The sequence below is a fragment of the Brevundimonas vesicularis genome, assembly GCF_027105095.1.
Taxonomy (GTDB): Bacteria; Pseudomonadota; Alphaproteobacteria; order Caulobacterales; family Caulobacteraceae; genus Brevundimonas; species Brevundimonas vesicularis_E.
The window spans coordinates 2446512-2472309 of record NZ_CP114278.1; the positions used below are offsets into that span (position 1 = coordinate 2446512).

The 25798-nt window shown below is 65.4% G+C and carries 26 protein-coding genes; 12 read left to right on the plus strand and 14 right to left on the minus strand.

The features are described 5' to 3' along the window. Positions 1-5 precede the first annotated feature (5 nt). The 3 genes from O2K97_RS12210 to mnhG are packed head-to-tail and all read left to right on the plus strand — an operon-like array spanning position 6 to position 1098. Positions 6-482: a Na+/H+ antiporter subunit E gene (locus O2K97_RS12210; protein ID WP_269219459.1), complete on the plus strand. Its 477-nt coding sequence runs from the start codon at positions 6-8 to the stop codon at positions 480-482. Next, positions 479-760 carry a K+/H+ antiporter subunit F gene (locus O2K97_RS12215; protein ID WP_269219460.1) on the plus strand — a complete coding sequence of 94 codons (282 nt, stop codon included), beginning with the start codon at positions 479-481 and terminating at the stop codon, positions 758-760. Before O2K97_RS12210 ends, O2K97_RS12215 begins: the two co-directional genes overlap by 4 nt. Further along, positions 757-1098: a monovalent cation/H(+) antiporter subunit G gene (mnhG, locus tag O2K97_RS12220; RefSeq protein WP_269219461.1), complete on the plus strand. Its 342-nt coding sequence runs from the start codon at positions 757-759 to the stop codon at positions 1096-1098. Before O2K97_RS12215 ends, mnhG begins: the two co-directional genes overlap by 4 nt. 116 nt (positions 1099-1214) lie before the next feature. Here mnhG and O2K97_RS12225 read toward each other — a convergent pair whose 3' ends face one another. Then, positions 1215-1937, minus strand: a complete 723-nt coding sequence (locus O2K97_RS12225) for a hypothetical protein (protein ID WP_269219462.1) — start codon at positions 1935-1937, stop codon at positions 1215-1217. 111 nt (positions 1938-2048) lie between these two features. Between O2K97_RS12225 and O2K97_RS12230 the strand changes: the two genes are divergently transcribed. Both O2K97_RS12230 and O2K97_RS12235 read left to right on the plus strand, forming a co-directional pair. After that, positions 2049-2654, plus strand: coding sequence for a TIGR00730 family Rossman fold protein (locus O2K97_RS12230; RefSeq protein WP_269219463.1), 606 nt, complete (start codon positions 2049-2051; stop codon positions 2652-2654). Between the two features lie 105 nt (positions 2655-2759). After that, a complete protein-coding gene (locus tag O2K97_RS12235; protein ID WP_017504618.1) occupies positions 2760-3053 on the plus strand; it encodes a CC_3452 family protein in 294 nt (97 codons plus the stop codon). Positions 3054-3068: 15 nt separating this feature from the next. Here O2K97_RS12235 and gltX read toward each other — a convergent pair whose 3' ends face one another. The 3 genes from gltX to O2K97_RS12250 all read right to left on the minus strand — a co-directional run bounded on the left by gltX (position 3069) and on the right by O2K97_RS12250 (position 5517). Beyond that, positions 3069-4403, minus strand: coding sequence for a glutamate--tRNA ligase (gltX, locus tag O2K97_RS12240; RefSeq protein ID WP_269219464.1), 1335 nt, complete (start codon positions 4401-4403; stop codon positions 3069-3071). 76 nt (positions 4404-4479) lie between these two features. Further along, positions 4480-4914, minus strand: coding sequence for an RNA polymerase-binding protein DksA (gene dksA, locus O2K97_RS12245; RefSeq protein WP_017504616.1), 435 nt, complete (start codon positions 4912-4914; stop codon positions 4480-4482). A 177-nt stretch (positions 4915-5091) separates the two neighbouring features. Further along, entirely contained in the window at positions 5092-5517 is a 426-nt protein-coding gene (locus tag O2K97_RS12250; protein ID WP_269219465.1) for a flagellar assembly protein FliX, read from the minus strand. Between the two features lie 183 nt (positions 5518-5700). Here O2K97_RS12250 and O2K97_RS12255 point away from each other — a divergent pair, with 183 nt between their 5' ends. The 4 genes from O2K97_RS12255 to O2K97_RS12270 all read left to right on the plus strand — a co-directional run bounded on the left by O2K97_RS12255 (position 5701) and on the right by O2K97_RS12270 (position 9229). After that, positions 5701-6822 (plus strand): flagellar basal body P-ring protein FlgI, encoded by a 1122-nt coding sequence (locus tag O2K97_RS12255; protein WP_091747795.1) that lies wholly within the window; start codon positions 5701-5703, stop codon positions 6820-6822. 2 nt (positions 6823-6824) lie between these two features. After that, positions 6825-7127, plus strand: a complete 303-nt coding sequence (locus O2K97_RS12260) for a rod-binding protein (RefSeq protein ID WP_269219466.1) — start codon at positions 6825-6827, stop codon at positions 7125-7127. Further along, a complete protein-coding gene (locus O2K97_RS12265) occupies positions 7124-7561 on the plus strand; it encodes a flagellar basal-body protein FlbY (RefSeq protein ID WP_269219467.1) in 438 nt (145 codons plus the stop codon). Before O2K97_RS12260 ends, O2K97_RS12265 begins: the two co-directional genes overlap by 4 nt. A gap of 90 nt (positions 7562-7651) precedes the next feature. Further along, positions 7652-9229, plus strand: coding sequence for an EAL domain-containing protein (locus O2K97_RS12270; protein WP_269219468.1), 1578 nt, complete (start codon positions 7652-7654; stop codon positions 9227-9229). Between the two features lie 13 nt (positions 9230-9242). Here the strand turns inward: O2K97_RS12270 and O2K97_RS12275 are convergent, their stop codons facing one another. Next, positions 9243-10853 carry an ABC-F family ATP-binding cassette domain-containing protein gene (locus tag O2K97_RS12275; protein WP_269219469.1) on the minus strand — a complete coding sequence of 537 codons (1611 nt, stop codon included), beginning with the start codon at positions 10851-10853 and terminating at the stop codon, positions 9243-9245. A gap of 175 nt (positions 10854-11028) precedes the next feature. Here O2K97_RS12275 and O2K97_RS12280 point away from each other — a divergent pair, with 175 nt between their 5' ends. From O2K97_RS12280 to uvrA, 3 genes are all read left to right on the plus strand, one after another. Beyond that, positions 11029-11463: a hypothetical protein gene (locus tag O2K97_RS12280; protein WP_269219470.1), complete on the plus strand. Its 435-nt coding sequence runs from the start codon at positions 11029-11031 to the stop codon at positions 11461-11463. A 25-nt stretch (positions 11464-11488) separates the two neighbouring features. Further along, positions 11489-11983: a group III truncated hemoglobin gene (locus O2K97_RS12285; RefSeq protein WP_269219471.1), complete on the plus strand. Its 495-nt coding sequence runs from the start codon at positions 11489-11491 to the stop codon at positions 11981-11983. 110 nt (positions 11984-12093) lie between these two features. Beyond that, complete coding sequence (uvrA, locus tag O2K97_RS12290; RefSeq protein ID WP_269219472.1) at positions 12094-15039, plus strand: excinuclease ABC subunit UvrA; 2946 nt, start codon at positions 12094-12096, stop codon at positions 15037-15039. Between the two features lie 18 nt (positions 15040-15057). Here the strand turns inward: uvrA and O2K97_RS12295 are convergent, their stop codons facing one another. The 9 genes from O2K97_RS12295 to flgK form a co-directional block, all read right to left on the minus strand. Next, positions 15058-15939, minus strand: coding sequence for a hypothetical protein (locus O2K97_RS12295; RefSeq protein ID WP_269219473.1), 882 nt, complete (start codon positions 15937-15939; stop codon positions 15058-15060). A 101-nt stretch (positions 15940-16040) separates the two neighbouring features. After that, positions 16041-16691 (minus strand): ABC-type transport auxiliary lipoprotein family protein, encoded by a 651-nt coding sequence (locus O2K97_RS12300; RefSeq protein ID WP_269219474.1) that lies wholly within the window; start codon positions 16689-16691, stop codon positions 16041-16043. Next, positions 16688-17626 (minus strand): MlaD family protein, encoded by a 939-nt coding sequence (locus O2K97_RS12305; RefSeq protein ID WP_269219475.1) that lies wholly within the window; start codon positions 17624-17626, stop codon positions 16688-16690. The genes O2K97_RS12300 and O2K97_RS12305 overlap by 4 nt, the downstream gene beginning before the upstream one ends. Positions 17627-17638: 12 nt before the next feature. Next, positions 17639-18415: an ABC transporter ATP-binding protein gene (locus O2K97_RS12310; protein WP_269219476.1), complete on the minus strand. Its 777-nt coding sequence runs from the start codon at positions 18413-18415 to the stop codon at positions 17639-17641. Continuing rightward, positions 18412-19527, minus strand: coding sequence for an MlaE family ABC transporter permease (locus O2K97_RS12315; RefSeq protein WP_269219477.1), 1116 nt, complete (start codon positions 19525-19527; stop codon positions 18412-18414). The genes O2K97_RS12310 and O2K97_RS12315 overlap by 4 nt, the downstream gene beginning before the upstream one ends. A gap of 228 nt (positions 19528-19755) precedes the next feature. Next, positions 19756-21210: a UdgX family uracil-DNA binding protein gene (locus O2K97_RS12320; RefSeq protein ID WP_269219478.1), complete on the minus strand. Its 1455-nt coding sequence runs from the start codon at positions 21208-21210 to the stop codon at positions 19756-19758. Then, positions 21210-22448, minus strand: a complete 1239-nt coding sequence (locus O2K97_RS12325; protein ID WP_269219479.1) for a putative DNA modification/repair radical SAM protein — start codon at positions 22446-22448, stop codon at positions 21210-21212. Before O2K97_RS12325 ends, O2K97_RS12320 begins: the two co-directional genes overlap by 1 nt. Before the next feature lie 66 nt (positions 22449-22514). Further along, positions 22515-23480 (minus strand): flagellin, encoded by a 966-nt coding sequence (locus tag O2K97_RS12330; protein WP_269219480.1) that lies wholly within the window; start codon positions 23478-23480, stop codon positions 22515-22517. Then, the gene (gene flgK, locus O2K97_RS12335) at positions 23477-25594 is read right to left on the minus strand and encodes a flagellar hook-associated protein FlgK (RefSeq protein WP_269219481.1); all 2118 of its coding nucleotides are present in this window, start codon (positions 25592-25594) and stop codon (positions 23477-23479) included. Before flgK ends, O2K97_RS12330 begins: the two co-directional genes overlap by 4 nt. Positions 25595-25798 lie beyond the last annotated feature (204 nt).

The window sequence follows — 25798 nt, forward strand, 5'->3', positions numbered from 1 at the left end:
GCGTCTTGCCCTACCCCATCCTTTCACTAGGCCTGTTCGTCGCCTCGATCCTGCTCAGCGCCTCGGTCGCGCCGCCGTCTCTGGCGCTCGCGGTGCTGCTGGCCCTTCTGGCGCCGGTCATCATGCTGGCGCTGGGCGTTGATCGCGTGCGGGTGAAGTCGCCGATGGCCATAATGCGCCTCGCCATCGACGTCATTGGCGACATCGTGCGCTCCAACTGGGCGGTGTCGCACATCATTCTGGGGCGGCGACGGCATGAGCGCACGTCCGGATTCATCCATATTCCGCTGGATTTGCGCGACCGATACGGTCTGGCGGTGCTGGCCATCATCATCACCTCGACGCCCGGCACCCTGTGGGTCGAATATGAAGCCGCGACCGGCCGCCTGCTTCTGCACGTTCTCGATCTGGTGGACGAGGAGACCTGGGTGCGGCTGATCAAGGACCGCTACGAGCGTCGGCTGATGGAGATTTTCGAATGACGGCGGCGGTGCTGACGTGGGGCCTGGGTCTGGCCCAGATGATGCTGATCTGCGCCATGGGCCTGGCGGCGTGGCGGATCATTCACGGTCCGCGCGCCCAGGATCGCGTCCTGGGCATGGACACACTTTATCTGAACGGCATGCTGCTGGTGGTGGTGTTCGGCATCCGCACCAACAGCCAGCTCTATTTCGAGGCCGCCTTGGTGATCGGCATGTTGGGCTTCGCCGCCACCGTGGCCCTGGCCAAGTTCCTGATGCGCGGCGAGGTGATTGAATGACCGAAGCTGACGTTCCCGCATGGGCCGCGATCATCGTTGTCGCCCTGGCCGTCATCGGCTCGGCCCTCTCGCTGCTGGGCACGGTTGGGCTGGTTCGGCTGAAGACCTTCTATGAGCGCGTCCACGCTCCGACGCTCGGGGCCACGCTAGGCATGGCGCTAGTCCTGCTGGCCTCGATCGTCTGGTTCACGACCGTCGAGCGGCGTTTCATGCCCCGCGAAATCCTGATCGGCCTGTTCCTGACGGTCACGACGCCGGTCACCCTGATCCTGCTCGCCCGCGCCGCCCTGTTCCGCGATCGCACCGACAGGGTCGAAGATACGCCGAGGAAGGGCTGATCGTCCGGCAAAAAAGAAGCCCGGCGGGGGCGCCGGGCTGCAAGCAGGTTCGGTGATGGTGTCCCTGAGGACGGCCCATTCCTTAACCGAAATGGTTTCCAGATCGTTAAGCGCCTTCAGTCCGGCAACCATGTCGTCTGACGTCCCGCTGGATCGACGGGCCATGTGATCCGCCAGCCCGCCCCCGCCCGCTCGACGACGAAGCCCGCAGTCGCCCCCGCGCCCGGATAGTCGAAGCGCTTTCCATTCACCGTGATCGTCGCCCCACCCGACTGTCCGATGACGGCCCGCCAGCGGCCGCGTCCGATCGCCGTCGGCGCCATATCTGCGCCGTTGATATTGACCGAGGGAGCCGCCCCATTCGTCCGGCCTGAAGCCATCAGAGTCGCACCGTCCGAATCCACCGCATCCAGCCCCTCGCCGCCATCGAGCCGAACAGTCGGCTGGCCTGCTGCGATCAGGGCGACGGGACCGGCTCCGCCCCGGATCACCACCAGGGTCTCAGGCGAGACGGCGGCGTCCTCGCCCACCTGCACCTCGGGCGTAAAGCGCACATCGCCGCTCAAAGGCGGCAGTCGCAGTTCGAACCGCCCCGCGCCGTCCGCCGTCGTCGCCACGGCCGCAGTATCCAGCGCACGCAGCACGACGCGCGCATTGGGCCCCGCCCCGCCGCGCAGCACCAGAACGCCGCCGTCGCGCATCACGCCATCAATCTGGGGCGGGCGAACCCAGGGCGAGGCCTCGTCGGCCCCCGTCGGCCCCGCCACGCCACCCTGCTGATCGGAACAGGCTGCGGCAGCCAGGACCGCGACACACGCGACCATCATCTGACGTTTCATCCTGCGCCTCTACGATATAGGACTGGCGACCCAGCGGCTCGAGCCTGTGTTAGCTTGAGCGCCGTCGGTTTGGCCATGGCCAGGCCGCCTATTCGTTTTCTTCGAGGCTCCATGTCCCTGCCCCCCGTTTCGTTCCTGCCGTTCGACGGCTCTTCCGTCTGCCTGTTCTGCGGCGCCTCCGAGACCGCCGATCCTATTTATACCGAGGCGGCCTATGCGTTCGGCAAGGTGACGGCCGAGGCCGGCTGGCGGCTGGTCTATGGCGGCGGCGGCGTGGGCCTGATGGGGGCCTCGGCGCGCGGCGCGCATGAGGCGGGCGGCCGGGTCGTCGGCATCATGCCGGCTTTCCTGCGCAGCCGCGAACGCCTGTTCGACGAGGTCGAGACCGTCGTCGTCACTTCGATGCACGAACGCAAACAGCTGATGTACGATCAGTCGGACGCCTTCGTGGTCGCCCCCGGCGGCATCGGCACTCTGGAAGAAGTCGTAGAGCTGCTGTCCTGGAAGCGGCTGGACCTGCACCACAAGCCGGTCGTCTTCCTGAACCTGAACGGCTTCTGGAACGGCTTCTTCGAGCTGATGAAGCACAGCGTCGCAGAAGGAATGACGCCGCCGTCATTCCTGGACGCCTGGACCGTCGCCGAAACCGTCGAAGAGGCGATGGCGCAGGTTCAGGCCGGCGGCGATGCGCCGCAATTGAAACATGATCATCGATAAGTGATCATCGCTCATAATCCGCTGCGCACGTCTTGACAGTTTTTATCGAAAACTGACATGGGGGCGCAGCGGCATGACGCCGTTCTTCATTTCGGAGAGTTTTCAATGCGCGCTCTGCTGATCGCCGCCGCCCTGTTCGCCGCCGCCCCTGCGGTCGCCCAAGCCCCCGCCGCCACCAGCCTGACGCTGGCCGACGCCGCCAAGGCGCCCGCACGCGCCACCATCATCGACGGCGCTCGTTGGTCCTGCGAAGGCGCGACCTGCACCGCCGCTGGCGGCACGGAACAGCCCGCGACGCGCGCCTGCCGCCGCGTGGTTCAGAAGTTCGGTCCCGTGACCGCCTTCTCCTACAAGGGTGTGGCCCTAAGCGCCGACGAACTGGCTGTCTGCAACGCCTAGACTGCGTGAGGCGGCTTAGGCCGCCTCACCTCTCAGACGCCGCTGGATGGTTTCGCGACCGATCAGCGGCGCCATGGCCGCCATGTCAGGCCCGTGCTGCTGCCCCGTCAGCGCCAGACGCAGCGGCATGAACAGCGTCTTGCCCTTGGCGCCCGTCTCGGCCTTGACGGCCGAGGTCCACGCCGACCAGGCGTTCTCGTCGATCACTTCCGGCAGCAGACGCAGCGCCGATTCGATGAAGGTCCCATCTTCGATCACCGGTTGGATCGGACCACGGACGATCTGCGCCATGTCCGCGACATCGGCGAACTTCGTCAGATTGCCACGCACCGTATTCCAGAAGGCTTCGCCCAGATCGGCGCCGAGAGCCTGAAGACGCGGCTGCGCCGTCGCATAGTCCATGACGTGCAGCGCTTGGGCGTTCAGCCGGTCCAGGTCGGCCGTATCGTAACGCGCCGGCGAACGCCCCATCTTGGAGAAGGCGAAGCTCTGCCCCAGAGCCTCGACCGAGGCGCCGACTTCCAGCGGATCAGACGTCCCGATCCGGCCGAGGTGGCTGGTGATCGCGATCGGCTCATAGCCTTGGTCGCGCATGTCGCTGATCGACAGCGATCCCAGCCGCTTGGACAGGGCCGCGCCGTCGGCGCCGACCAGCAGCGGCATATGGGCGAAGCCGGGAACCGTCGCGCCCAGCGCTTCGAAGATTTCGATCTGCGCCCCGGTGTTGGTGACGTGATCCTCGCCCCGGATGATGTGCGTGATGGCCATGTCGATGTCATCGACCACCGACGGCAGGGTGTAGAGGAACAGGCCGTCCTCGCGGATCAGCACCGGGTCCGACATCGAGGCGGTGTCCACCTCCGCATGACCGCGCGCCAGGTCTTCCCAGGCGACGCGCTTGCCGTCCAGTTTGAAGCGCCAATGCGGGCGACGGCCTTCGGATTCGTAAGCGGCCTTCTGCTCTTCGGTCAGTTCCAGCGCCGCGCGGTCATAGATCGGCGGCAAGCCGCGCGACAGTTGCACCTTGCGCCGACGGTCGAGCTCGTCGGCGGTCTCATAAGCGGGATAAAGCCGCCCCGACGCCTTCAGCCTGGCGGCCGCTTCTTCGTAGCGATCGAACCGCTTGGACTGATTATAGCGCTCGTCCCACGGCATCCCCAGCCAGGTCAGATCATCTTCGATCCCCTGTTCGAACTCGGGCGTGGAGCGCGCCAGGTCGGTGTCGTCGATGCGCAGCACAAAGGACCCGCCCTGCCCCTTGGCGAACATCCAGTTCACCAAGGCGGTGCGGACATTGCCGACGTGCAGCTTACCCGTGGGCGACGGGGCGAAACGAACCTTGACGGACATGGATAGACGACCTCGAAAGCGAGGCGGCTAGGTCGCCCCGCAACCCGGCGAAGTCAAGGCGCGGAAGGCTTAAACCTCAGTCGTCGCGGTGAACGCGTTCGCGGCGTTCGTGGCGTTCCTGCGCTTCGACCGACAGGGTCGCCGTCGGACGGGCTTCAAGACGACCCAGGCTGATGGGTTCGCCTGTGTCCTCGCAGTAGCCGTACGAGCCGTCCTCGATCCGGCGCAGCGCGTCGTCGATCTTGGAGATCAACTTGCGTTGGCGGTCGCGGGTGCGCAACTCCAGGGCGCGATCGGATTCCGAAGACGCCCGGTCCACCAGATCGGGGTGGTTTTCGGTCTCGGCCTTCAGATTGACGACCGTGCCCTTGGACTCGCGAAGGATCTCATCCTTCCAGGCCAGCAGCTTCTTCTTGAAATAGGCTTGCTGCCGTTCGTTCATGAACGGCTCGCTGTCAGACGGCCGATACGGGCCGGTTTCGTCGGACACAACGGACGCCAAGGCGCTCATCGATCTCACGCTCTCTAACACGCCCCCCTGTGGCGTAGATGGCCGTATAGTCAGCCCGTTGAGTCGCAGCAACGCGGCTCTCGATTCCGTGATGAAATAGGGCGACTAACCGTCTGACAGTGGCAAAAGTCACTCACTGCCGAAGCTTAGCGCCTGATGCCAGACGATTATTTCGCATCAGGGGCGGTTGCGGCGCATTTCGGCCTTCGCCAGTTCGACCGACGCGCGCAGATCGATCTGATCCAGCAAGGCGCCCAGGTCCTTGTCGTCGTCGGCGGCGCGCTCCTCGCGCAGGCTCCACGCCAGACGGTCCAGCGCCCCCTCGTCGGCGTCGCCGTTCAGCAGGGCCAGCTTGATTTCGTCAAGGCGATCCAGAAGACCGCTGCCGCGCCGGATCGCGCGACGTCGCTTTTCCAGCGGTCCCTCGACCCCTTGAAGGGCCATAAGGGCCGAGACGTCAGAGACCCCCCCCGTTGCTGCGCTGGCGGTCGTTGCAGCGGGCGCGGACGCAGCCGCAGTCTGCCCCAGCGAAAAGCCGCTGGCGGATCGCGTGGGACGTGTGCTGGCAGGCGTGGTGACGCCGTTGGGGCCGACAACCTTCATGTGCAGGTGCTCCGCGTCATGAAACCATGCATGAAGGGCGGCGATGACTGTTTGGTTAACGCCCCGGCAAATCCTGCCGCTTCTCTGACCGCCAAAGGCCGACCGACATTGAATTCACGTCGTTAATTCTCCGGCACGATCCTCGCACAGCTGGCGGCGTAACGTTGCGTGGACGCCTGACCGATGCAAAATCTGCTTGCCCGCCTGATCGCCTCCGTCGCCGCGACGCTCGTCGTCGCCGGCGGCGCGACCTCGGCGTTGGCCCAGTCGCAGTCGCGCATCAAGGACATCGCGGCCGTTGAAGGCGTGCGAGGCAACCAGTTGGTCGGCTACGGCATGGTCATGGGGTTGAACGGCACGGGCGATTCCTTACGCAACTGCCCCTTCACCCGCCAATCGCTGGAAGGCATGACCGAGCGGCTGGGCGTCAACATTCGCGGGGCCAACGCCAACACCAAGAATATGGCCGCCGTCATGGTCACGGCCGACCTGCCAGCCTTCGCCACGCCCGGCTCGCGCATCGACGTGTCGGTGGCCTCCATGTGCGACGCCAAGAGCTTGCTGGGCGGTTCGCTGGTCGTCACCAGCCTGCAAGGCGCAGACGGGCAGGTCTATGCCGTGGCGCAAGGCTCGGTTCAGACCGGCGCCGTCTCGGCGTCGGGCGGGTCGGGGTCGTCGGTGACGCGCGGCGTGCCGACCGCGGGCCGCATCGCCTCGGGCGCCCTGGTCGAGCGCGAGACCGGCTTCCAGATGGCCAATATGAACGAGGTGCGTCTGAACCTGCGCAACCCCGACTTCACCACCGCCCAGCGCGTCGCCGCCGTCGTGAACGCCGCCTATCCAGGATCGGCTTTGGCCGAGAACGGCACGGTCGTCGCCCTGCGCGCGCCTGGTGAACTGGGCATGGCGGGCTTCATCAGCCGGATCGAAAACCTGGCCGTTAGCGTCGACACCCCCGCCAAGGTCATCATCGACGAGGTCAATGGCGTCATCGTCATGGGCGACGCCGTGCGCATCTCCCGCGTCGCCATCGCCCAGGGCAATCTGACTATTTCAGTGGACGAGCAGCCACAGGTCAGTCAGCCGGCGCCCTTCAGCCGGGGCCAGACCGCCGTCGTGCCCTCGACCCAGGTGAACGTCGAAGAGGATCTGGGCACCCAGATGCGGCTGGTCGGCGGCGGGGCCAACCTGTCCACCCTGGTCAACGGCCTGAACGCCCTGGGCGTCAGCCCGCGCGACATGATCAGCATCCTGCAGGCCATCAAGGCCGCCGGCGCCCTGCAGGCCGACATCGAGGTGATGTGAGTATGACCGACCTGACCGTCTCTGCAGATCTGCTGCGCCCCGCCACGGCCGCGCCCACGGCCGTGAACCGCGACAAGATCGCGGAAACCGCCAAGGCCTTCGAGGCCACCTTCATCTCGCAAATGCTGAAGCCGATGTTCGAAGGCCTGTCGACAGACGGCCTGTTTGGCGGCGGCCAAGGCGAGGCGACATGGCGCAGCTTCATGCTGGACGAAATGGCCAAGTCCACGGTGAAGGCGGGCGGCATTGGCCTGAGCAACACCGTGATGGCCGAAATGCTGAAGATGCAGGAGGGCCGGCCATGAGCGACACCGAACTGGCCCAGGCGCGGGTTCGACAGTTGACGACCTTGACCTTGCGTCTGACCGAGCGACTGAAGGGCGAAACAGCCGCCTTCGCCGATGGCCGTCCTCAGGATGTGGCCGCCGGTCTGTTGGAAACCCAGGAGATGGCCAATCTCTACCGTCGCGATTCCGCCCATGTGAAGGCCAATCCGGCTCTGCTGAGCGGCGCTCCGCTCGAAGATCGAAAGACCCTGATCGACGCCACGCGTGAGTTCGACGCGGCCCTGACGCGACACAGCCGCGCCGTCGACGCCGCGCGTCAAATCTCCGAGGGTCTGGTCCGCGCCATCGCGGCGGAGGTCACCGCCGCCCGCACACCCGCCTCCGCCTATGCCGCCGACGGCCGCGCCTCGCTGGGCGACGGACGCGCCGTCGCCCTGAATCGCATGGCCTGAACAGGACGGCCCCAGACCGTTCGCAGATCACGGTTCGCGTCCTAAGGGTCATTGCCTATTTTTTAAGCGACGGCGTGCCAGCATGGCCTCATGACGCTGACCACTCGCCTCCTAGGCCTGGCCTTCGCTTCCGCCGACACGCTGGTGGAGGTGGATCCGAAGGGCGTGGTCGCCTTTGCGATCGGCGCGGGCGCCGTGGCCGGCGAAGACGCAGGTGCGACCTGGACGGGCCGTCCCCTGCTCGATCTGCTGCACGACGGCGCCTCTACTCTGACCGCCCTGCACGGCATGAAGCCCGGCGTGCGTATTCCCGCGACTTCGATCCTGGTGGCGGCCGGGCCAGACCGCGTGCGCCGCGCTTCGTTCCGCGCCTTCGTCCTGCCTCAGATGGCGCCGGCCGTCTCCTGCGCCATCTCCTACGAAGGCCCGGCCTTTGCGCTGGAGGATTTGGAAACACGCCCGCTTCTGGAACCGGAGGATTTCCTCGCCGACGCCGGGCGTGTGTTGGAGTCCAACCCCGACCTGGCCCTGTCCTTCCTCGACATTACCGGGTTGGAGAATGTCACCGGCGACGCCGCCGACCGTCTCAACCGCCGCATCGAGGCAACACTGCAATCCGCCGCCGTCGAGGGATCGAGCGCGTCGCAGGTCACCGGCGTCCGTTATGCCCTGTTGCGCCCGGCCAACGACCGCCGCGACATCGCCGCCGAGATCGTGGAAGTGGGGCGCGCCGAAGGTCTCGCTCTCGAAGCCGAAGCCGTCAGCTCGCCTGTCCCGCCGGGCTCAGACACCCTATGCGTACTGCGCGCCATGCGGTTCGCCATTGAAGGCTGCCTCAGGGGCGACGGTCTCGCCAATCCGCAGATCGCCTTCGCGGACTCCCTGAAGCGCACATTCCGCGACGCCGAGACCTTCCGCAGCGTGGTCAAATCGCGTGAATTCCAGGTCCACTATCAGCCCATCGTCCATCTGGATTCTCGCGCCGTCCATCATTTCGAGGCCCTGACCCGCTTCAACGGCAACAGCGGTCCCGCTGACGCCATCCGCATGGCTGAGGAGTTGGACATGATCGAGTCCTTCGATCTCGCCGTGGCGGAAAAGGTCTTGAAGCGTATGCGCCAGCCCGGCGCGGGTCTGCTGAAGATGGCGATCAACGTCTCGGGCGCTTCGCTCGGCGACGACAACTATGTCGAACAACTGCTGCGCATGACCGCCACCGCGCCCGATGAACGGCGCCGCCTGATGGTCGAGGTGACTGAAACCTCCGCCGTCTCCGACATCGAGGCCGCAGATCGCCGTCTGGCCGCATTGCGCGAAGCGGGCATCAAGGTTTGCATCGACGACTTTGGCGCAGGCGCTGCCGCTCTTGATTATTTGCGTCGACTGTCCGTGGACTCGGTCAAGATCGACGGAGCCATCGTGCGCGACATCGAGACCGATCAGCGATCCAAGGCCATGCTGCACAGCATCGTCGAGATGTGCCGCTCCATGAAGCTGGAAACCATCGCCGAAATGATCGAGACCGACGGCGTTGCGACCGAACTCAAGGCGGCAGGCGTCGACTTTGGTCAGGGTTGGCTGTTCGGCCGTGCAGAGGCCGAACCGCGCACGCAACTGTCCAATCCCTCGCTCGTCCGCCGCAAGGGGGCCGTCGAAGCCTGGGGCTGACCAGCGACAGCCGTCAAAACTCGATCATGCGCGTGATCTGCAGCGCCGCCAAGAAGTCCACGTCGTGGCTCACGACAATCAAGGCGCCGTCATAGGCGGTCAGCGCCTCTTCGACCGCCGCGATGGCGTCCAGATCGAGGTGGTTGGTCGGTTCGTCCAGCACCAGCAACTGCGGCGGCGTCGCGCCCGTCATGACGCAGGCCAGACCCGCCCTCAGCCGCTCCCCGCCTGACAGGTCGCCGACTCGGCGCTGCGCCGCCGTATTGCGAAACAGGAACCGCGCCAGCGCCGCCTGGGCGTCATTGACCGACCCTTGCGGGTTCAGCCGCCGCCACGCCTCCACCAGCGTTTCTTCCGGGCTCAGGATCTTGACCTCCTGATCCAGCAGCACTGCACGCACAGGCCGATCGACGGCGCCCGTCGTCGGTTGCAGATCGCCAGTGATCAGCCGAAGCAGGGTCGTCTTGCCCGCGCCGTTCGGTCCCGTGATCGCGACTCGTTCCGGCCCGACCAGCTTCAGGTCGATCGGCCCGACGATCGTCCGCCCCTCGGGTGTCGCCCAGCCGGCCTGGTCCATCGTCAGCACCGTCCGTCCCGTTGGCAGGCTGGTCGTCGGCATCGGGATCGCCAGCGTCCGCGTCCGCTCTACGCGCGCCTGGGCTGAGGCCAAGGCGTCCTGCGCGGCCTCGGCCTGTCGTTCGGCGAGCAACCGGCTGCGCCCGCCCGTGTTTTCGGCGCGCTCGGCCCGTGCGCCCAGCAGGATTTTCGGCATGTCGCCCTTGGCGGCCTTGCGTCGGCCGGCGGCGTCGCGGCGCGACTGGGCCTCCGCGCGCTGCTGAGCCTCGGCGCCGGCACGCGCGAGGTCGCGTTGGGCTTCGGCCAGATCCCGCGTCGCCGCCTCGCGCTCCAGCGCTGTTCGCTCGACATAGGCGTCATAGCCGCCGCCGTAGCTGGCGACGCCCAGGCTCGACACCTCAAGGATTCGGTCCATGCGGCGCAACAGGTTGCGATCATGGCTGACCACCACGACACCGCCGTCCCAACGCGCGATGACATCGGCGACCAGCGCCCGCGCCTGCGCATCCAGATGATTGGTCGGCTCGTCCAGCAGGATCAGATCGGGCCGGGCCAGCCTCAAACCTGCCAGCCGCAACCGCGTCTGCTCGCCCCCGCTGAGACTGGATGTCAGGCGTTCACAATCCAGTTCCGGCAGCCCGACGTCTCTTAAGGCCTCGTCCAGACGCGTCTCCAGCGTCCAGTCCGCCTCATTGAGATCGTCAGCCGTTCCCTGCCCCGCCAAAACCCGCGCCACAACAGCCAGCGCCGCTCCAACGCCCAGGGTTTGAGCGACGGTCTCACCGGGGTTTGGCTCATAGCGCTGATCCAGTACGCCGATCGTTCCGGCTCGCGCGACTGCACCCTCGGCAGGCGCGGCTTCGCCCGAGATCAGGCGCAGCAGCGTGCTCTTGCCCGCGCCATTGCGACCGACGATGCCGGTTCGCTCAGGCCCGAACGTCAGGCTCAGATTGTCGAATAATGTGGCGCCGTCCGGCGTCCTAGCGGCGACCTTGTCGAGTGTCGCGAGTGCGGACGGGGACGCGTTTCGGCTTGGGCTGATTGGCATTGAGGATCACGAGCAGCATGGCGGACAGGGCGGAACCAGTGGCCAGTGCGATGATCATGATCGTCAAACCTTCTGCAAAACGCGTCAGAACAAGGAGGATGGGTCGTAATCCCGCAATGCGCAAGTCTGGCGTCGAACACGGCCGCGTGAGAAGCTTGGCGTTGAGGAGACAACCATGAAGACCGTCGCCGCATTCGCCATCGTCGCCACCCTGACATCAGCCGCCTGCGCGACAGCGCCGGATGCGCCTTTGTCAACGCCGAACTACGCCGCCGTCCCGACGCAGGCGCCGACACGACACGCGCATCTGTATGCGTCATGTCTGCATCAGGCCGCCGCTGCGGGAGCTTATCGGCGCACTGACGATGGGGATGGAACAGAGCTTTTGCTGTTCACCTGCACCGGCGAGCCCGCCACCGCCTTCGCCGCCGCGCTCGCACCTTGGAGCGACAAGATCGGATCGGTGTTCCAGCGTGACGGACGCACCTTCCGCTCGACCGCCAAGGTGCAGGCCGATCTGTTCGGCGTTGACTACTGCTCGACCGATGCGACAGGCGACGATGCGGTTTGCGTCCTGTCGTTCAACGCTGGCGACTTCCTCGACCAATAGGCCTGCCACGGCTAGACCAGCCGTCATGCAAACCCGTTTCCGCATTGACGACCCCGCCGGCGCCGCCGCGCGGCGCGAGGCCGCCGTCCAGCGCCTGCGGGACGGAACGGGCATAGACGAAGCCATGATCGACGCCCTGGTCGAAGGCTTTTACGCCCGTGTCCGCGACGACGCCCTGATCGGCCCGATCTTCGCGGACCGGATCACCAACTGGGCGCCGCATCTGGCGCAGATGAAGCTGTTCTGGTCGTCGGTCGCCCTGTCCACCGGCGTCTATCAGGGCCGGCCGATGCCGAAACACCTGCCCCTTCCCATCGATGCGCGGCATTTCGATCGCTGGCTGGAGCTGTTCGCCGAAACTGCGCGTGCCCTGTGCCCGCCCATCGCCGCCGACCACTTCATTGAACGCGCCCGCCGCATCGCCGAAAGCCTGGAACTGGGTGTCGCCAACGCCAGTGGCGTGCTTCTGGCCAAGGGCGAGCGTTTCGTGCGCCCCACGCAATCGTGGACACCCGAATGATGCGTCAGCCGCAATGTTCCTACATTGTTCTTGCTTCAATCACGCAATTCGTCCCCATATAGCGATGTCGCGCCGGACCCGCCGGCCCTCCTCCGCGTTCTCCGGACAGCATGACCGAAAAGCACAACTTCATCCGCGTTCGCGGCGCCCGCGAGCATAATCTCAAGGGCGTGGATCTCGACATTCCGCGTGAACAGCTGGTGGTGATGACCGGCCTGTCGGGGTCGGGCAAATCCTCGCTGGCGTTCGACACCATCTATGCCGAGGGCCAGCGCCGCTATGTCGAGAGCCTGTCGGCCTATGCTCGCCAGTTCCTGGAGCTGATGGGCAAGCCGGACGTGGACCTGATCGAAGGCCTGTCCCCGGCCATCTCCATCGAACAAAAGACAACCTCCAAGAACCCGCGCTCGACCGTCGGCACGGTGACGGAAATCCACGACTATATGCGTCTTTTGTGGGCGCGGGTCGGCGTGCCCTATTCGCCGGCGACCGGCCTGCCCATCGAGAGCCAGACCGTCAGCCAGATGGTCGACAAGCTGGTCGCCCTGCCCGACGGCGAGCGCATCCTGCTGCTCGCCCCCGTCGTTCGCGGCCGCAAGGGCGAGTACAAGAAAGAAGTCGCCGAGTGGCAGCGCCAGGGCTTCCAGCGGCTGAAGATCGACGGGCAATTCTATCCTATCGATGAAGCCCCGACGCTGGACAAGAAGTTCAAACACGACATCGACATCGTCGTGGACCGGATCGTCACCAAGCCGGATCAGGAAGCCCGCTACGCCGACAGTCTACAGACGGCGCTGGGTCTGGCCGACGGCATCGCCAACGCCGAATGGGCCTCGACCGCCGAGGGCGAGACGGCGCCCCGCTCCATCCTGTTTTCCGAACGGTTCGCGTGCCCGGTGTCGGGCTTCACGATCAGCGAGATCGAACCGCGACTATTCTCGTTCAACAACCCCTTCGGCGCCTGCCCGGTCTGCGATGGCCTGGGGGTCAAGCTGGCCTTTGATGCCGATCTGGTGATCCCGGACCGCGACAAGACCCTGCACAAGGGCGCCGTTGCGCCATGGGCGCGCGGGCCGTCGCCGCTCTACACCCAGACCCTGCAGTCGCTCAGCCTCCACTACGGCTTCTCGATGGACAAGCCGTGGCGCGACCTGCCCGCCCAGGCGCACAAGGCCATCCTGCACGGCACGGGATCCGAGAAGATCAAGTTCGTCTATGACGACAACGCCCGCAAATACGAGGTCTCCAAGCCGTTCGAGGGCGTGCTGCCGAACCTGGAGCGCCGCTGGCGCGAGACCGACAGCGCCTGGGTGCGCGAGGAACTGGCCCGCTATCAATCCGAGACGCCCTGCGACGCGTGCCACGGCAAGCGGCTGAAGCCCGAAGCCCTGGCGGTCAAGGTCGGGGGCGAGGACATCGCCGACATCTCCACCCTGTCGATCTCCAAGGCCTATCTGTGGTTCTCGACGCTGGAAGAGAATCTGACCGAAAAGCAGATGGAGATCGCCCGGCGAATCCTTAAGGAGATCTGCGACCGGCTGCGGTTCCTGAACAACGTCGGCCTGGACTATCTGAACCTGTCGCGATCCTCCGGCACCCTGTCGGGCGGCGAGAGCCAGCGTATCCGCCTGGCGTCGCAGATCGGCTCGGGCCTGACCGGCGTCCTCTATGTGCTGGACGAGCCGTCCATCGGCCTGCACCAGCGCGACAACACCCGTCTGCTGGAAAGCCTGAAGGGGCTGCGCGACCTCGGCAACTCGGTCCTCGTGGTCGAGCATGACGAAGAAGCCATCCTGACCGCGGACTACGTCATCGACATGGGCCCGGCCGCCGGGGTTCACGGGGGACAGGTCTGCGCCGAAGGCACGCCGGCCCAGGTCATGGCCAACCCGAAGTCCCTGACCGGCAAATACCTGACCGGTGAGCGCGAGATCGAAATCCCCGCCGAGGGTCGCCGCCCCATCAACCGCAAGCGGATGCTGAAGATCAGCGGCGCGAGCGGCAACAATCTGAAGAGCGTCACGGGCGAAATCCCGGTCGGCGTCTTCACCTGCATCACCGGCGTCTCGGGCGGCGGCAAGTCCACCTTCACTATCGAGACCTTGTACAAGGCCGCCGCGCGTCGCCTGAACAATGCATCGGAAGCCCCTGCCCCCTTCGATCGGATCGAAGGCCTGGAGCATTTCGACAAGGTCATCGACATCGACCAGTCGCCTATCGGCCGCACCCCGCGCTCGAACCCCGCGACCTATACCGGCGCCTTTGGTCCCATCCGCGACTGGTACGCCGGCCTGCCGGAATCCAAGGCGCGCGGCTATGGTCCCGGCCGGTTCAGCTTTAACGTCAAGGGCGGCCGCTGCGAGGCCTGCCAGGGCGACGGCGTCATCAAGATCGAGATGCACTTCCTGCCCGACGTCTATGTCACCTGCGACGTCTGCAAGGGCAAACGCTACAACCGCGAGACGCTGGAGATCGTGTTCAAGGGCAAGTCCATTTCGGACGTGTTGGACATGACCGTCGAGGAGGCGGCGACCTTCTTCAAGGCCGTGCCGCCGATCCGCGACAAGATGCTGACGCTGGAGCGGGTGGGCCTGGGCTACGTCAAGGTCGGCCAGCCGGCGACCACCCTGTCGGGCGGCGAGGCCCAGCGGGTCAAGCTGTCCAAGGAACTGTCGAAACGCGCAACGGGCCGCACCCTGTACATCCTCGACGAGCCGACCACCGGCCTGCACTTCGAGGATACGCGCAAGCTGCTCGAGGTGCTTCAGGAACTGGTGGAGGCCGGAAACACCATTGTGGTGATCGAGCACAATCTCGATGTCATCAAGGTCGCCGACTATCTGCTCGACTTCGGTCCCGAGGGCGGCGACGGCGGCGGCGAGATCGTCGCGGTCGGCACGCCCGAACAAGTCGCGGACAACAAGGCCAGTTGGACCGGCAAATACCTCAAGGAGGTGCTGAATCGGCATGAGGACCGCCGCAAGTCGCGCGTGGCGGCCCTAGGCGGGTCCGTCGATGCTCCGGCCAAGAAGAAAAGGGTGAAGGCGTCGGCTTGAGCCGACGCCACTTTTTCCTTAGCGCGGCTTCAGCGCCGCCCAGGCCGCTGCGAACGGCGCATAAAGCACTGCGAATTGAAGCGCCGCGATGAAAGCGCTGACGATCGAGGACACCAGGATCGCTGGCCAGGCCTGCATCAGGATCTGACCCAGGCTTTCCCCATCGAAACGGGCCAAGGTCTGGATGCCGCCGGTAGCCAAATCCGCCGCAGCGCCGATTATCATCCCCAAGATGCTGACGATAAAGTACATGACGATGGCAATCACGGCCATGCCGAGCAGCGACCAGAAATGCCCCTTGGTGGCGGCGAACGATTCCACGATGGTGATCTTGCGGCGATCGATCGTCATGGGAACCGCAAGGCTGAACTTGATCGCCAGCCAGACGATCAGGGCGAAGACGGCGAAGATCAGCAGCACGCCGGCCAAGATCAGCAGCGCCTGACCCGACGCCGCGCCGAAACCGATGGCCGTCCCGACCACCATCATGCCGACACCCGACGCCAGACCGACAGCCAGGCTGACGATCAGACTGACCGCCAGAACACGGACTTCATCCATGCCGAGGCGCAGATAGCCCCACGACGACTCGTCCGGACGCAGAACCGAGCGCGCCACCGCCGCGCTCAGCACCGCGCCAACCAGCAGGCCAATCGGCGCGGCCCAGATCAGCGCTCCGGCATAGGTCTGACCCAGGGCCTGGAACTCCGCCATCGATGGGTTGGCCGACTGTTCCAGCGCTTCACCCGCGGCCATCAGGCTGGCCCACTTGTCGGCGCCCAGGCCGAACATGGCGACATAGACGGCCAAATAGACCAGGCCCCAGGCGACCGCGACAATCGGATGCCGGCGAACGACCCGGAAGCCTTCGAAGGCCGCGTCGGTGGCGGAAAAACTCATGACAACTCCGGGAGCAGATTCGCGGCGCACCCTAGCGCATCCGCAAGCCTACGTCCCGCACCGCCACCGTCCCGGCGTCAGGCGTCAGGCGTTCGACCGCCTCAGTTCGCGGAGGCGATTGTCCAGTCCGCGATCTGGGTGTTGATGTCGCGGGTCGCCGTGTCGAAGGCTGCAACGATGGCGGACACGCGGTTGTCGCCGGCGGGCTGGGTCACGGTGAACACGCGCTCGACCGAGCGGCCTTCCTCGGGACGAATGGTTCCGGCGCCAGCGCGCCGTTCCGGGGTGGAGCGCAGCTGCGCCCGCGCCGTCACGACAACATCCGGCGCTGCGCCCGGCGCGGCGTAACGCGCCTCGAACGTCGTCACCGTGACCTGCAGGATCAGCGGCGGCGTCCCCGGCTCGCGGCGACCCAGCACGCGAATGCGATCAGCTCGGTTGGCGAAGGCCACCTTCAGGCTGTCGTCGAACAGGGTCGAGGCCGGCGACACCCAGCGTGCGCCGCCGATATAAGCCGTCTCCAGACCCGTGACGCCCAGGATTTTGTCGTCGCCGGTCGCCTCGGGGAATTCGATGCGGCGGATCGAGACCGTTAGAGGCGCAGGCGTGTCGCCCACCGCCGACGGCGCGGCCATCGGCAGGCCGAACCGATAGTTCTGCACCGGGTCCGGCGACGATAGCAGCGCGCACCCGCTCAGCGCAGTCAGGACAGCGGCGGACGCCGCCAGACGAAGGACAGGACGAAGGATCACGGCTGCACCTCCAGCTCTTTGGATTTGGGACGACCGATGAAGTCGCGCGGGCTGGCGCGGACGTCGTCGATCAGGGCTTGCAGAGACCGGGTGGCGTCTTGCAGTTCTTCGATCGTGCCGGTCAGTTGCGGCAGGCTGGTCGTCGCAAAGTCGCCCAGCGGCCGCTCCAGACCCGTGATTGAACGGTTGGCCGAGGCGATCGCCGTGCGGGCTTCCGCCGTCGCCGCGTTGATGTTGGCGATGGCCTGGCGACCGTCGGTGTTGATGATCTGACGCGTGTCGACGGCCAGGGCCTGGTATTCCTTCACCGCCGCGTTGGCGTTGGTCACGGCCTCTTCCAGCTGCTGGAAGATGGCCTTGCGGGCTTCCAGTTCGGTCGTCAGTGCCTCGACGTTCTTCACGCTGGTGGAGAAGCTGCGGATATTGTCGTCGGACATGACGCGGTTGATCCGGTTCAGCGCATCCACGGTCTGGGCCAGCACCGTGCCCGAACCGCTTAAGAGCTCGGCGATCGGCGACGGCTGGCTTTGCAACACGGGCACGACATTGTCCGGATACTGGTCTTTCAGCAGGGCGCTGTTGGGCGAACCGGCGGTGATCTGGATGTAGTTCAGGCCGGTGATGCCTTGCGGCTCCAGCTGTGCGCGCGAGGTGACCCGCACCGGCGTCGTGCCGTCCACGCGGACACGGGCGATGACCTGGTCGCCGCGCTTGGTGTCGATGTTCAGGTCGGTGACCTCGCCGACGCGGATGCCGTTGAAATGCACCTCGCCGCCTTCGGACAGGCCGTTCACCGGCCCATAGAAGACGATGTCGTACATGTCATAGTCGCTGTTGAACTGCAGACGGGCCAGCCAGATGGTGAACACCGCCAGGGCCGCCAGAAGGGCGACGGTGGCGATGCCGACGGCGGCGTAATGTGCGTCTCTTTCCATGATCCGCTCTCCTCAGGCGGCAGACTTGGTGGCTGCGCGTCCGCGCGGCCCCAGGAAATATTCTTTGATCCACGGGTGGTCGGAGCCTTCCAGCTCCTGCACCGTGGCCTTTTCCACGACCCGCTTGTCCGCCAGCACCGCCACCTTGTCACAGATGGCGTAGAGCGTATCGAGGTCGTGGGTGATCATGAAGACGGACAGACCTAGGTCGTCCGCCAGTTGCCGGATCAGATCGTCGAACGCGGCCGCGCCGATGGGATCCAGACCCGCCGTCGGCTCGTCCAGAAACACCAGCTCGGGATCCAGCGCCAGCGCACGCGCCAGGCCAGCGCGCTTCTTCATGCCGCCCGACAGTTCGGCGGGCTTCAGGTGATGGTGCTCGGGTTTCAGACCGACCATGGCGATCTTGAGCTCGGCTAGCTCATAGATGACCGATTTGGGCAGTTTGGTGTGTTCGACCAGGGGCGAAGCCACGTTCTCCAGGACGCTCAGCGACGAGAACAGCGCGCCCTGCTGGAACAGGATGCCGGTGCGCTTCTCGATGTCGGCCGCCTCGGCCTTGGTCAGGTTCGCCCGGTCGTAACCCAGCACCTTCACCGACCCACCTTCCGGCTCCTTCAAGCCGATGATGGTGTTCAGCAGCACGGTCTTGCCCGCCCCCGATCCTCCGACGACGCCCAGAACTTCGCCGCGCACCAGGTCGAGGTCGAGGTTTTCGTGGATGGTGCGCTCGACGAACTGGCTCAACAGGCCGCGCACCTCGATCAAGTTTTCTGGCGCCTCGGTCATATGTTCAGCTCCAGGAAGACCAGGGCGAACACGGCGTCCAGGAAGATGATGGCGAAGATGGCCTGCACTACGGCGGCCGTCACGCGCCGGCCCAGGCTTTCGACATCACCGGCGACGGCCATGCCTTGGCGGCAACCGATCGCGGCGATCACCAAGGCGAAGACCGGCGCCTTGATTAAACCGACCATCAGGTGTTGGGCCATGGTGCCGTCCTCGACCAGACGCTGGAAGAAGAAAGACGGCCCGAGGTTCAATGAACTCCAGCACACGACCAGACCGCCGATCAGGCCCCCAATCATGCCCATGAAGGTCAGAAGCGGCAGCATGATTACAAGCGACGCGACTCGCGGAATCACCAGGGCCTGGAACGGATTGACGCCCATGACCTGCATGGCGTCGACCTCCTGATTCATCCGCATCGACCCGATCTCGGCCGCAAACGCCGAGGCCGAACGTCCAGCCAACAAGACCGAGGCGATGACCACGGCGAACTCGCGGAACATGGCGACGCCGATCAGCTGAACCGCAAACACCTGGGCGCCGAAGTCGGTTAGCAAATCCACGCCGATGAAGGCGATGACGGCGCCGATGAAGAAGTTGGTGATCATGACGATCGGAATGGCGTCCAGCCCGGCGCGCTCGGCCTGACTGACCCAGGCCGGCCAGCGGATGCCGCCGGGATGTTTGGCGGCTTCCACGACAGCAGCCATCAGCCGACCCAGGAAGGCCAGCGACAACATGGCCTCGCCGCCGAAATCGTAAACGCCGCGCCCGATCTTGGCGAAGGTGCGCACGAAGGCGCTAGGACGTTTCGGCGCCGGGGCGCTTTGGCGCTCCAGCAGTTCGATCATGTGATAGATGCGACCGGCCTCCGGTCGGTCCTTCCACTGGCTCTTGGAAAGTCGGCCGCTTGAGGCCTGCACAAGAGCCAGCGCGCCGGCGGTATCGAAGCGACCGAGATCGGAGGTGTCGATGCTGGCGATATCGCGGCCTTCCAGATCGCGGCTCAGTTCCGTCGGCAGACGACCCAGCGCCGTGGTCGTCCAGTCGCCGGTCAGGCGCAGACGGGCCTCGCCATCTCTATCGACGATTTCGTATGCGGCCGTGTTCATCGCGCCCCTGAAGACCGGTCTGACATCGCGATTTTCCCCTGACCCTCTGAACAGACAGCCGAAATCTCTGCCGCGCTAATGGTCAAGCCGGCATTCGATGTCAACGCGCGATGACATTCGCGCGAATGTTTGTCGATCGACCGTGTCGAGATCGCCTCCCCCGATGAAACGTCCAACGGTCACGCTGGCGCTGATGCCAAACGCGGCCGAACGGGATTCGTTCTCGCGTCACCTCATACGTCGCCGCACGGCCGCCAGATCATCAATGAACAACCGTCTCGCCTCGGACTTCGCCGTCTCGTCCGGCAGACGCAGCAGATAGGAGGGGTGAACCGTCAGTACGGCGGTCGATCCATCGCTCAGGTCGATCGGCGCGCCGCGTTCCTGCATCACGGCCGGCTTTCGACCCAGCAACGCCAGACCCGCCGTCGCCCCAAGGGCCAGCACGACTTGCGGCTTGATCAGCCGGCGTTCAGAGTCCAGCCACCAACGGCAGGCCTCAACCTCGCCCGCGTTCGGCGTCTTGTGCAGGCGACGCTTGCCGCGCGGCTCGTGTTTGAAGTGTTTGACCGCGTTGGTGACATAAACGTCGGATCGATCAATGCCGGCCTCCGCCAGTGCTGCGTTCAGCACCTGTCCCGCCGGCCCGATGAAGGCGCGGCCTGCCAGATCCTCCTGATCGCCGGGCTGTTCGCCGACGATCATCAGACGCGCCGACTTCGGCCCCTCCCCGCACACGCCTTGCGTCGCGTCGCGGTAAAGCGGGCAACGGCGGCAGGCCTGAACGCCGCCGGCGACATCGTCGAGGTTTTCGGGCACGGCCTCGGCGTCGGGACGCACCGAATGAAGGTCCGGCGCGACGGCGCGCGCGAAACGCGGATTGGGCTGAGGCGACGGCGTGGCGACCATGGTCTCGGTTCGAACCGACGAGGCCGCGACCAGTTCCGGGATCAGGGCGGCTTCCGGCAGGTTCTTCCAGTAGGACTTGGCCATCTCGCCCTGCATGGTCTTCACCTTCAGCCGCGCAGGATTGAAGGTCGAGGCGTAGTAGGTCTTCCAGAAATCCTCAATCTCGTCTTCGGCCGGCGCCATGTCGCGGGTCGCCGGCGGCCCGAACCGCAGGATTTCGCCATCCCAGAAGGCCGAACCATCCGGCGTCAGGATCGACCAGCGCATGGTCGTGAACCGCCGTTGGAAAAAGGGCGCGGTCTTCTCCAGAACCCGATGCGGCGGCTCGAACCACGCCACCCAGGCTTCGCCCAAATCGTCATGCACTTGGCGAAAGCGAACGAAGGCCTTCATCTTGTGCGAGGCGCCGCTGACGTTCTTGACCCGCTCCAGCGCGTCGGCGACGTCCCGGTCCGAAATGACCTTGATCAGGTCCGGCTCATCCTTCAGTCGCCACAGAAGCCGATACATCAGATCGAAACGGTCGGCGGATCGATGCAGGATCAGGTTCTGGGCCAGGTCCACGAACTCTTTCGGCACGTTGAAAGCTCTGCCCTCATCCGGCGTCGGCGACGCCGCTTCGGCAATCGGCTGATCGAACAGCCCGCCCTGTTCCGCCGCCCCCGCCACAACAAAGCGGGCCGCTGCGGGCTCAACACCCGCCAATCGAAACGCGCGCGCCGCTTTCCGCCAGCCATCGAAGTCGGTCTCACCGTCCAGCGTCGCCACCGCCATCAGAACAGACTCAACTGCTCGGGCGTGCGGCTGGTCACGCGCGCCTTGAGGTCCGCCGCGTCCGTCAGACCGCCTGGCGTCCAATCCAGCGCCGTGATGAAGGGCCGGATCTTCGCCACCGATCGCGTCAGCCGTCCGACATCCTCTAACCGCAGGGTCCGATAGCGGCGCACCGCGACGATCCGGTCCACAGCTTTCACGCCCAGCCCCGGCACACGGAGCAGCATCTCGCGCGGCGCACGGTTCACATCGACGGGAAATTGTTCGCGCTTGTTCAGCGCCCAGGCCAGTTTGGGGTCGACCGCCAGATCGAGCATGCCGTTCGATGCGCCCTCGCCGATCTCCGGCGCGGAGAAGCCATAGAACCGCATCAGCCAATCGGCCTGATACAGCCGATGCTCACGCATCAGCGGCGGCTTGGACAGCGGCAGGATCGAACTGGAGTCCGGGATGGGGCTGAACGCCGAATAGTAGACGCGACGCAGGCCGTAACCGCCGTAGAGCGAAGCGCTGCGATCCAGGATTTCCGTATCCGGCGCGCCGTCGGCGCCGATGATCAGCTGGGTGCTCTGGCCGCCCGGCGCGAACTTCGGCGGTTTGATCTTTTCACGTTTGGCTGGCTTGGCCGCCTCGACGCCCAGGCGCACCTGGCTCATCGCCTTCTTGATGACCCCGACGTCCTTCTGCGGCGCCAGTCGCGCCAGCGCCTCGTCGCGCGGAAGTTCGATATTGGCCGACAGGCGGTCGGCATACAGTCCCGCCATTTCCACCAGCTTCGGATCCGCTTCCGGGATCAGCTTCAAATGGATATAGCCCCGGAAATCGTGGACTTCCCGCAGCGTCTTGGCCACCAGAACCAGCTGCTCCATCGTATAGTCGCCGGATCGAATAATGCCCGACGACAGGAACAGGCCCTCAATATAGTTGCGCTTGTAGAAGTTGAGCGTCAGGTCAACCACCTCGTCGACATCGAACCGCGCGCGCTCCACATTCGACGACACGCGATTGATGCAATAGGCGCAATCGTAGATGCAGAAGTTGGTCAGCAGGATCTTGAGCAGACTGATGCACCGCCCGTCCGGCGTATAGGCGTGACAGATGCCCGTGCCCTCGGTCGAGCCAATCCCCCTGCCGCCGACGGAGTTTCTTTTCGAGGTTCCCGACGACGAACACGAGGCGTCATACTTGGCGGCGTCAGCCAGGATGGAAAGTTTTCGACGCAGATCGAGACGGGCCATCGTTCATGATACGTTCCAGAACGATGATTGGTCCAGCGTTGCCGTTTTCTTTTTTGAAACGACGACTTAACGCAGGAGATTGAGCAGCGAAGTGCTTTTCAGCGAGTTGATGATCTGGGCCGAAGCCTCGATCGCCACCTGCGCCATCTGCAGGTCGGTGATCGCCCGTGCCGGATCATAGCCGGACTTGTCCTGCATCATCTTCTGCAGAGCGATCTTCTGATTTTCCTGGGCGTCCAGCGCCGTCTCGACATGGTTCTGGATCAGACCGTTCTTGGCCGTCTGGTTCGTCAGGCCCGCATTCGCCTTATCCAGTTCGCCCATCTGCGCCTTCAAAAACGCGGTGACGTTAGCGTCGGGCTGTCCCGTCAGCGTGCCCGCGCCGGCCGGCGTATAGGTCACGCCGCCGACGGTCACCGCCGTGCCGTTCTGGAAGGCCTGAATGTTGCGGAACACCTCGGTCAGCGGCCCGCCGATCTCGCTGGCCAGAAACCCGGTCTCGACCGTGGTCTTCTCGTCGATGCGGGACTTCTGCTTCAAGGTGTCGTTGGCGAAGGTCGCGGCGGTGGACGGCGCCGCCGTCAAATCGGCCATGGTTGCAGCCGTGGCGGGAGCAATGTCGCTTTGGCCGCCCGCAAACAGATACGAGCCCTGGTGTTCCGCATTCAGTCCACCCTGCACCGTCTGATAGTTCAGACCGAGCTCGACCATCAAATTGTCGATCCGCCCGGCCGCCAGGCTGTTTGCAATGGCCTCGCGGGCCGCATTGCCGCCTTCGTAGATGCGGCTCATGGCCAGATCCTGGGCGCTCAGCCGCGCCTTCACGGCCTCGCCGGTGGAGATGAAGCCCTCCAGTCGCGCCTGTGTCGATGTCAGGCTGGTCAGTTGCTCTGCGCCTCGGCCATAGCCGGACATGTCGGTGGCGATCTTTTCGCTGTCGATCCGCTCCTGCGCCTGCTGCGCGCGGCCTTGCGCGTTCATCAGGCTGAGCAAGGCCGACTGGTAGTTCCCGTGGGTCGCGACGCGCGTCATAGCAGGATTCCGATCAGTACGTCGTACATGTCCTTGCTCGCCTGGATCAGGCGCGCAGAGGCGTTATAGGCTTGCTGGAACGTGGTCATATTGACCAGTTCCTCGTCCATGTTCACGCCTTCGGCCGAGGTGCGGCGGCTGTCCGCCTCCTTGGCCAGGGCGCTTGCGGTTTCACTGCGGGTCTTGGCGGCCGAGGCCTTGCCGCCGATCTCGCCGGCGAAGTCCGCCGCATAGGACGACAGGGTCTTGGTCCCGCCGGCATTTCCGCCGGCTGCCGCGAAGGCGACGTTCGTCTTGCCCACATCGCCCAGCGCCAGGCCGCCGCGCCCATCGTTCTTGCTCAGCGCCGGTGTCCCCGCCGCCGCCGACAGGTTCAGCTGCGCCAAAGCCAGCTTGCCGGGGTCCTGCTGGATGTCGCTGCGCACCGTATAGGCGCCCGCCCGCGTCGATCCGGTCGCGCCCAGACCGAACAGTTGCGACATTGAAACGCCGGACGGATCCTGGGTCGTGTTGTCCTTCACGACGCTCATCGACGTCGCTGACGCGTCGTAGGCCTTGAAGGACAGCTTGCCCGCCGCATCCAGGCTGAAGGCGCCATAGCGGCCGACGCCGGTGATGGGATCGTTCAGCGCGCCCAACATCTCGCCCATCGTTCCCGTCCCGGCGGGCACGGACACGGTGATGTCGCGAAGGCGAGCACCGGACGGGCCGGCAAAGCGCAAGGTCAGGCTCTCACCCGGATCGAACCCATGCTGAGACGTCAGGGTCAGGCCCGTCTCGAAGAAGGTCGGCGTCGTCGTGGCGACCAGGTCGTTCAGGCCGAACCAGTGCGAAAATCCACGCCCGCTCTTCGTGCTGGGCGAGGTCGCATCGTCGGCGATGGCCACACCGTTTCCGCCCGCCCCGTCCAGGCGCAGTTGGCCGTCCGAGAAGCTCGCCGTCGCCGTGCCGCCCAGTTGGGCGTTCAGCACGCTAAGGAAGGTGGTCGGATCGGCGGCGGCGCCGTTGATCGTCATCGTGCCGCCGGAAAAGACGATCCGCGCCGACGCCTGCACCACGCCCGACGCATTGACCGCCGAAATGGTGGTCGTGCCGGTGAAGCCGGTCAGGGCGTTCTCCAGCGACTGGCCGGTGTTGCGCCCGGTCAAGGTGGTCGGTGCAGGAACGCTACTGTTTGCGTTATGGGCGCGGTTCAGTTCGTCCGCGAGTTTGGCCGTCAACTCACCCAGGCGCGCGGCGGCGGCAGGCGCATCGACATCGCGCATCTCGACCAGACCCCGGATCTGACCGGACGACACGCCGTCCAGCAGCGGCCAGCGCGTGCCGCTGGGCTCGGTGATCATGATGTCCGAGAAGGCCGTCATGGCGTCCACAGTGCCAGCCGCCTGGTACGACAGCGTCGCCGCCCCCTCGCCCACCAGGGTCGTGCCTGTGTTGGTGCGCAGCGTCACGCCGCCGTTGGAGCGCGCCTCGACCTTCACATCCATATATTTGGACAGTTCGTTGATCAGACCGAGTTGGGCGTTCTGGGCGCCCGTCACATCCTCGTTCGTCACCGTGCCGGCGGCGATGGTCTTGTTCAGCTTGGCGATCTGTTCCAGCAGCGGATTGACCGTCTCGACCGCGCTCAACAGTCGACCGTCCGCCTCCTGACGCGCCGACTGGATCTGGGACGCGATGCCGGCGGCCTGATTGAAGATCGCCTGGGTCTTGTAGATGGTGTCCTGACGCCCGGCCGATGATGTCGGGCTTTCGGCCAGGGTCGCATAGGTGGCGAACAGCTTGTCGACCTGGGCGAAGAAGTTGGTGTCGCTGCTGGGATCGCCGAACTGGTTCTGGATCTGGTAGTACAGTTCATAGCGCACGGTCTGGCGCGCAGCGTCCGATCCGGCGCTCAGGCTGGCCGCCTGCAGGAAGCGGTCTGTCGCCAGACGCACCCGCGTAACGTCGACGCCCGCGCCATAGCCATTGGTGACGGCGGCCGACTGATCGGCGACCTTGCGGATGTAGCCGGGCGTATCGAGGTTGGCGATATTGTCGGCGGTTACGCGCAACTGCGACTGGGCGGTCTTCAGCCCTGAGGTCGCAATGTTCATGATCGAGTTCAGCGACATTGACGCGTCTCCCCCGCGCTACCCGGCAACCGCTGCATCGCGATGCGCAGTTCTTGCCCAGCCACACGCCGCGCCCGCTCGTACAAAGCGTTGTTTTTCCATAGGATCGTTGATCGGGCGGCCGTCATGATGGGAAGGATGCGCAAAGGTCGGGCCAATCGGACGCAGACGTCCCACGTGTCACTGACGGCGGCGTCGCGAAGC

Excerpts from the sequence above, each read along its gene's own strand:
- uvrA (WP_269219472.1), top strand. The coding sequence starts at position 12,094 with ATGACCGAAAAGCACAACTTCATCCGCGTTCGCGGCGCCCGCGAGCAT.
- O2K97_RS12310 (WP_269219476.1), bottom strand. The coding sequence starts at position 18,415 with ATGACCGAGGCGCCAGAAAACTTGATCGAGGTGCGCGGCCTGTTGAGC.
- O2K97_RS12260 (WP_269219466.1), top strand. The coding sequence starts at position 6,825 with ATGACCGACCTGACCGTCTCTGCAGATCTGCTGCGCCCCGCCACGGCC.
- flgK (WP_269219481.1), bottom strand. The coding sequence starts at position 25,594 with ATGTCGCTGAACTCGATCATGAACATTGCGACCTCAGGGCTGAAGACC.
- dksA (WP_017504616.1), bottom strand. The coding sequence starts at position 4,914 with ATGAGCGCCTTGGCGTCCGTTGTGTCCGACGAAACCGGCCCGTATCGG.
- O2K97_RS12215 (WP_269219460.1), top strand. The coding sequence starts at position 479 with ATGACGGCGGCGGTGCTGACGTGGGGCCTGGGTCTGGCCCAGATGATG.
- O2K97_RS12295 (WP_269219473.1), bottom strand. The coding sequence starts at position 15,939 with ATGAGTTTTTCCGCCACCGACGCGGCCTTCGAAGGCTTCCGGGTCGTT.
- O2K97_RS12265 (WP_269219467.1), top strand. The coding sequence starts at position 7,124 with ATGAGCGACACCGAACTGGCCCAGGCGCGGGTTCGACAGTTGACGACC.
- O2K97_RS12275 (WP_269219469.1), bottom strand. The coding sequence starts at position 10,853 with ATGCCAATCAGCCCAAGCCGAAACGCGTCCCCGTCCGCACTCGCGACA.
- O2K97_RS12315 (WP_269219477.1), bottom strand. The coding sequence starts at position 19,527 with ATGAACACGGCCGCATACGAAATCGTCGATAGAGATGGCGAGGCCCGT.
- O2K97_RS12250 (WP_269219465.1), bottom strand. The coding sequence starts at position 5,517 with ATGAAGGTTGTCGGCCCCAACGGCGTCACCACGCCTGCCAGCACACGT.
- mnhG (WP_269219461.1), top strand. The coding sequence starts at position 757 with ATGACCGAAGCTGACGTTCCCGCATGGGCCGCGATCATCGTTGTCGCC.
- O2K97_RS12325 (WP_269219479.1), bottom strand. The coding sequence starts at position 22,448 with ATGGCCCGTCTCGATCTGCGTCGAAAACTTTCCATCCTGGCTGACGCC.
- O2K97_RS12270 (WP_269219468.1), top strand. The coding sequence starts at position 7,652 with ATGACGCTGACCACTCGCCTCCTAGGCCTGGCCTTCGCTTCCGCCGAC.
- O2K97_RS12320 (WP_269219478.1), bottom strand. The coding sequence starts at position 21,210 with ATGGCGGTGGCGACGCTGGACGGTGAGACCGACTTCGATGGCTGGCGG.
- O2K97_RS12330 (WP_269219480.1), bottom strand. The coding sequence starts at position 23,480 with ATGACGCGCGTCGCGACCCACGGGAACTACCAGTCGGCCTTGCTCAGC.
- gltX (WP_269219464.1), bottom strand. The coding sequence starts at position 4,403 with ATGTCCGTCAAGGTTCGTTTCGCCCCGTCGCCCACGGGTAAGCTGCAC.
- O2K97_RS12285 (WP_269219471.1), top strand. The coding sequence starts at position 11,489 with ATGCAAACCCGTTTCCGCATTGACGACCCCGCCGGCGCCGCCGCGCGG.
- O2K97_RS12305 (WP_269219475.1), bottom strand. The coding sequence starts at position 17,626 with ATGGAAAGAGACGCACATTACGCCGCCGTCGGCATCGCCACCGTCGCC.
- O2K97_RS12235 (WP_017504618.1), top strand. The coding sequence starts at position 2,760 with ATGCGCGCTCTGCTGATCGCCGCCGCCCTGTTCGCCGCCGCCCCTGCG.
- O2K97_RS12230 (WP_269219463.1), top strand. The coding sequence starts at position 2,049 with ATGTCCCTGCCCCCCGTTTCGTTCCTGCCGTTCGACGGCTCTTCCGTC.
- O2K97_RS12280 (WP_269219470.1), top strand. The coding sequence starts at position 11,029 with ATGAAGACCGTCGCCGCATTCGCCATCGTCGCCACCCTGACATCAGCC.
- O2K97_RS12225 (WP_269219462.1), bottom strand. The coding sequence starts at position 1,937 with ATGAAACGTCAGATGATGGTCGCGTGTGTCGCGGTCCTGGCTGCCGCA.
- O2K97_RS12255 (WP_091747795.1), top strand. The coding sequence starts at position 5,701 with ATGCAAAATCTGCTTGCCCGCCTGATCGCCTCCGTCGCCGCGACGCTC.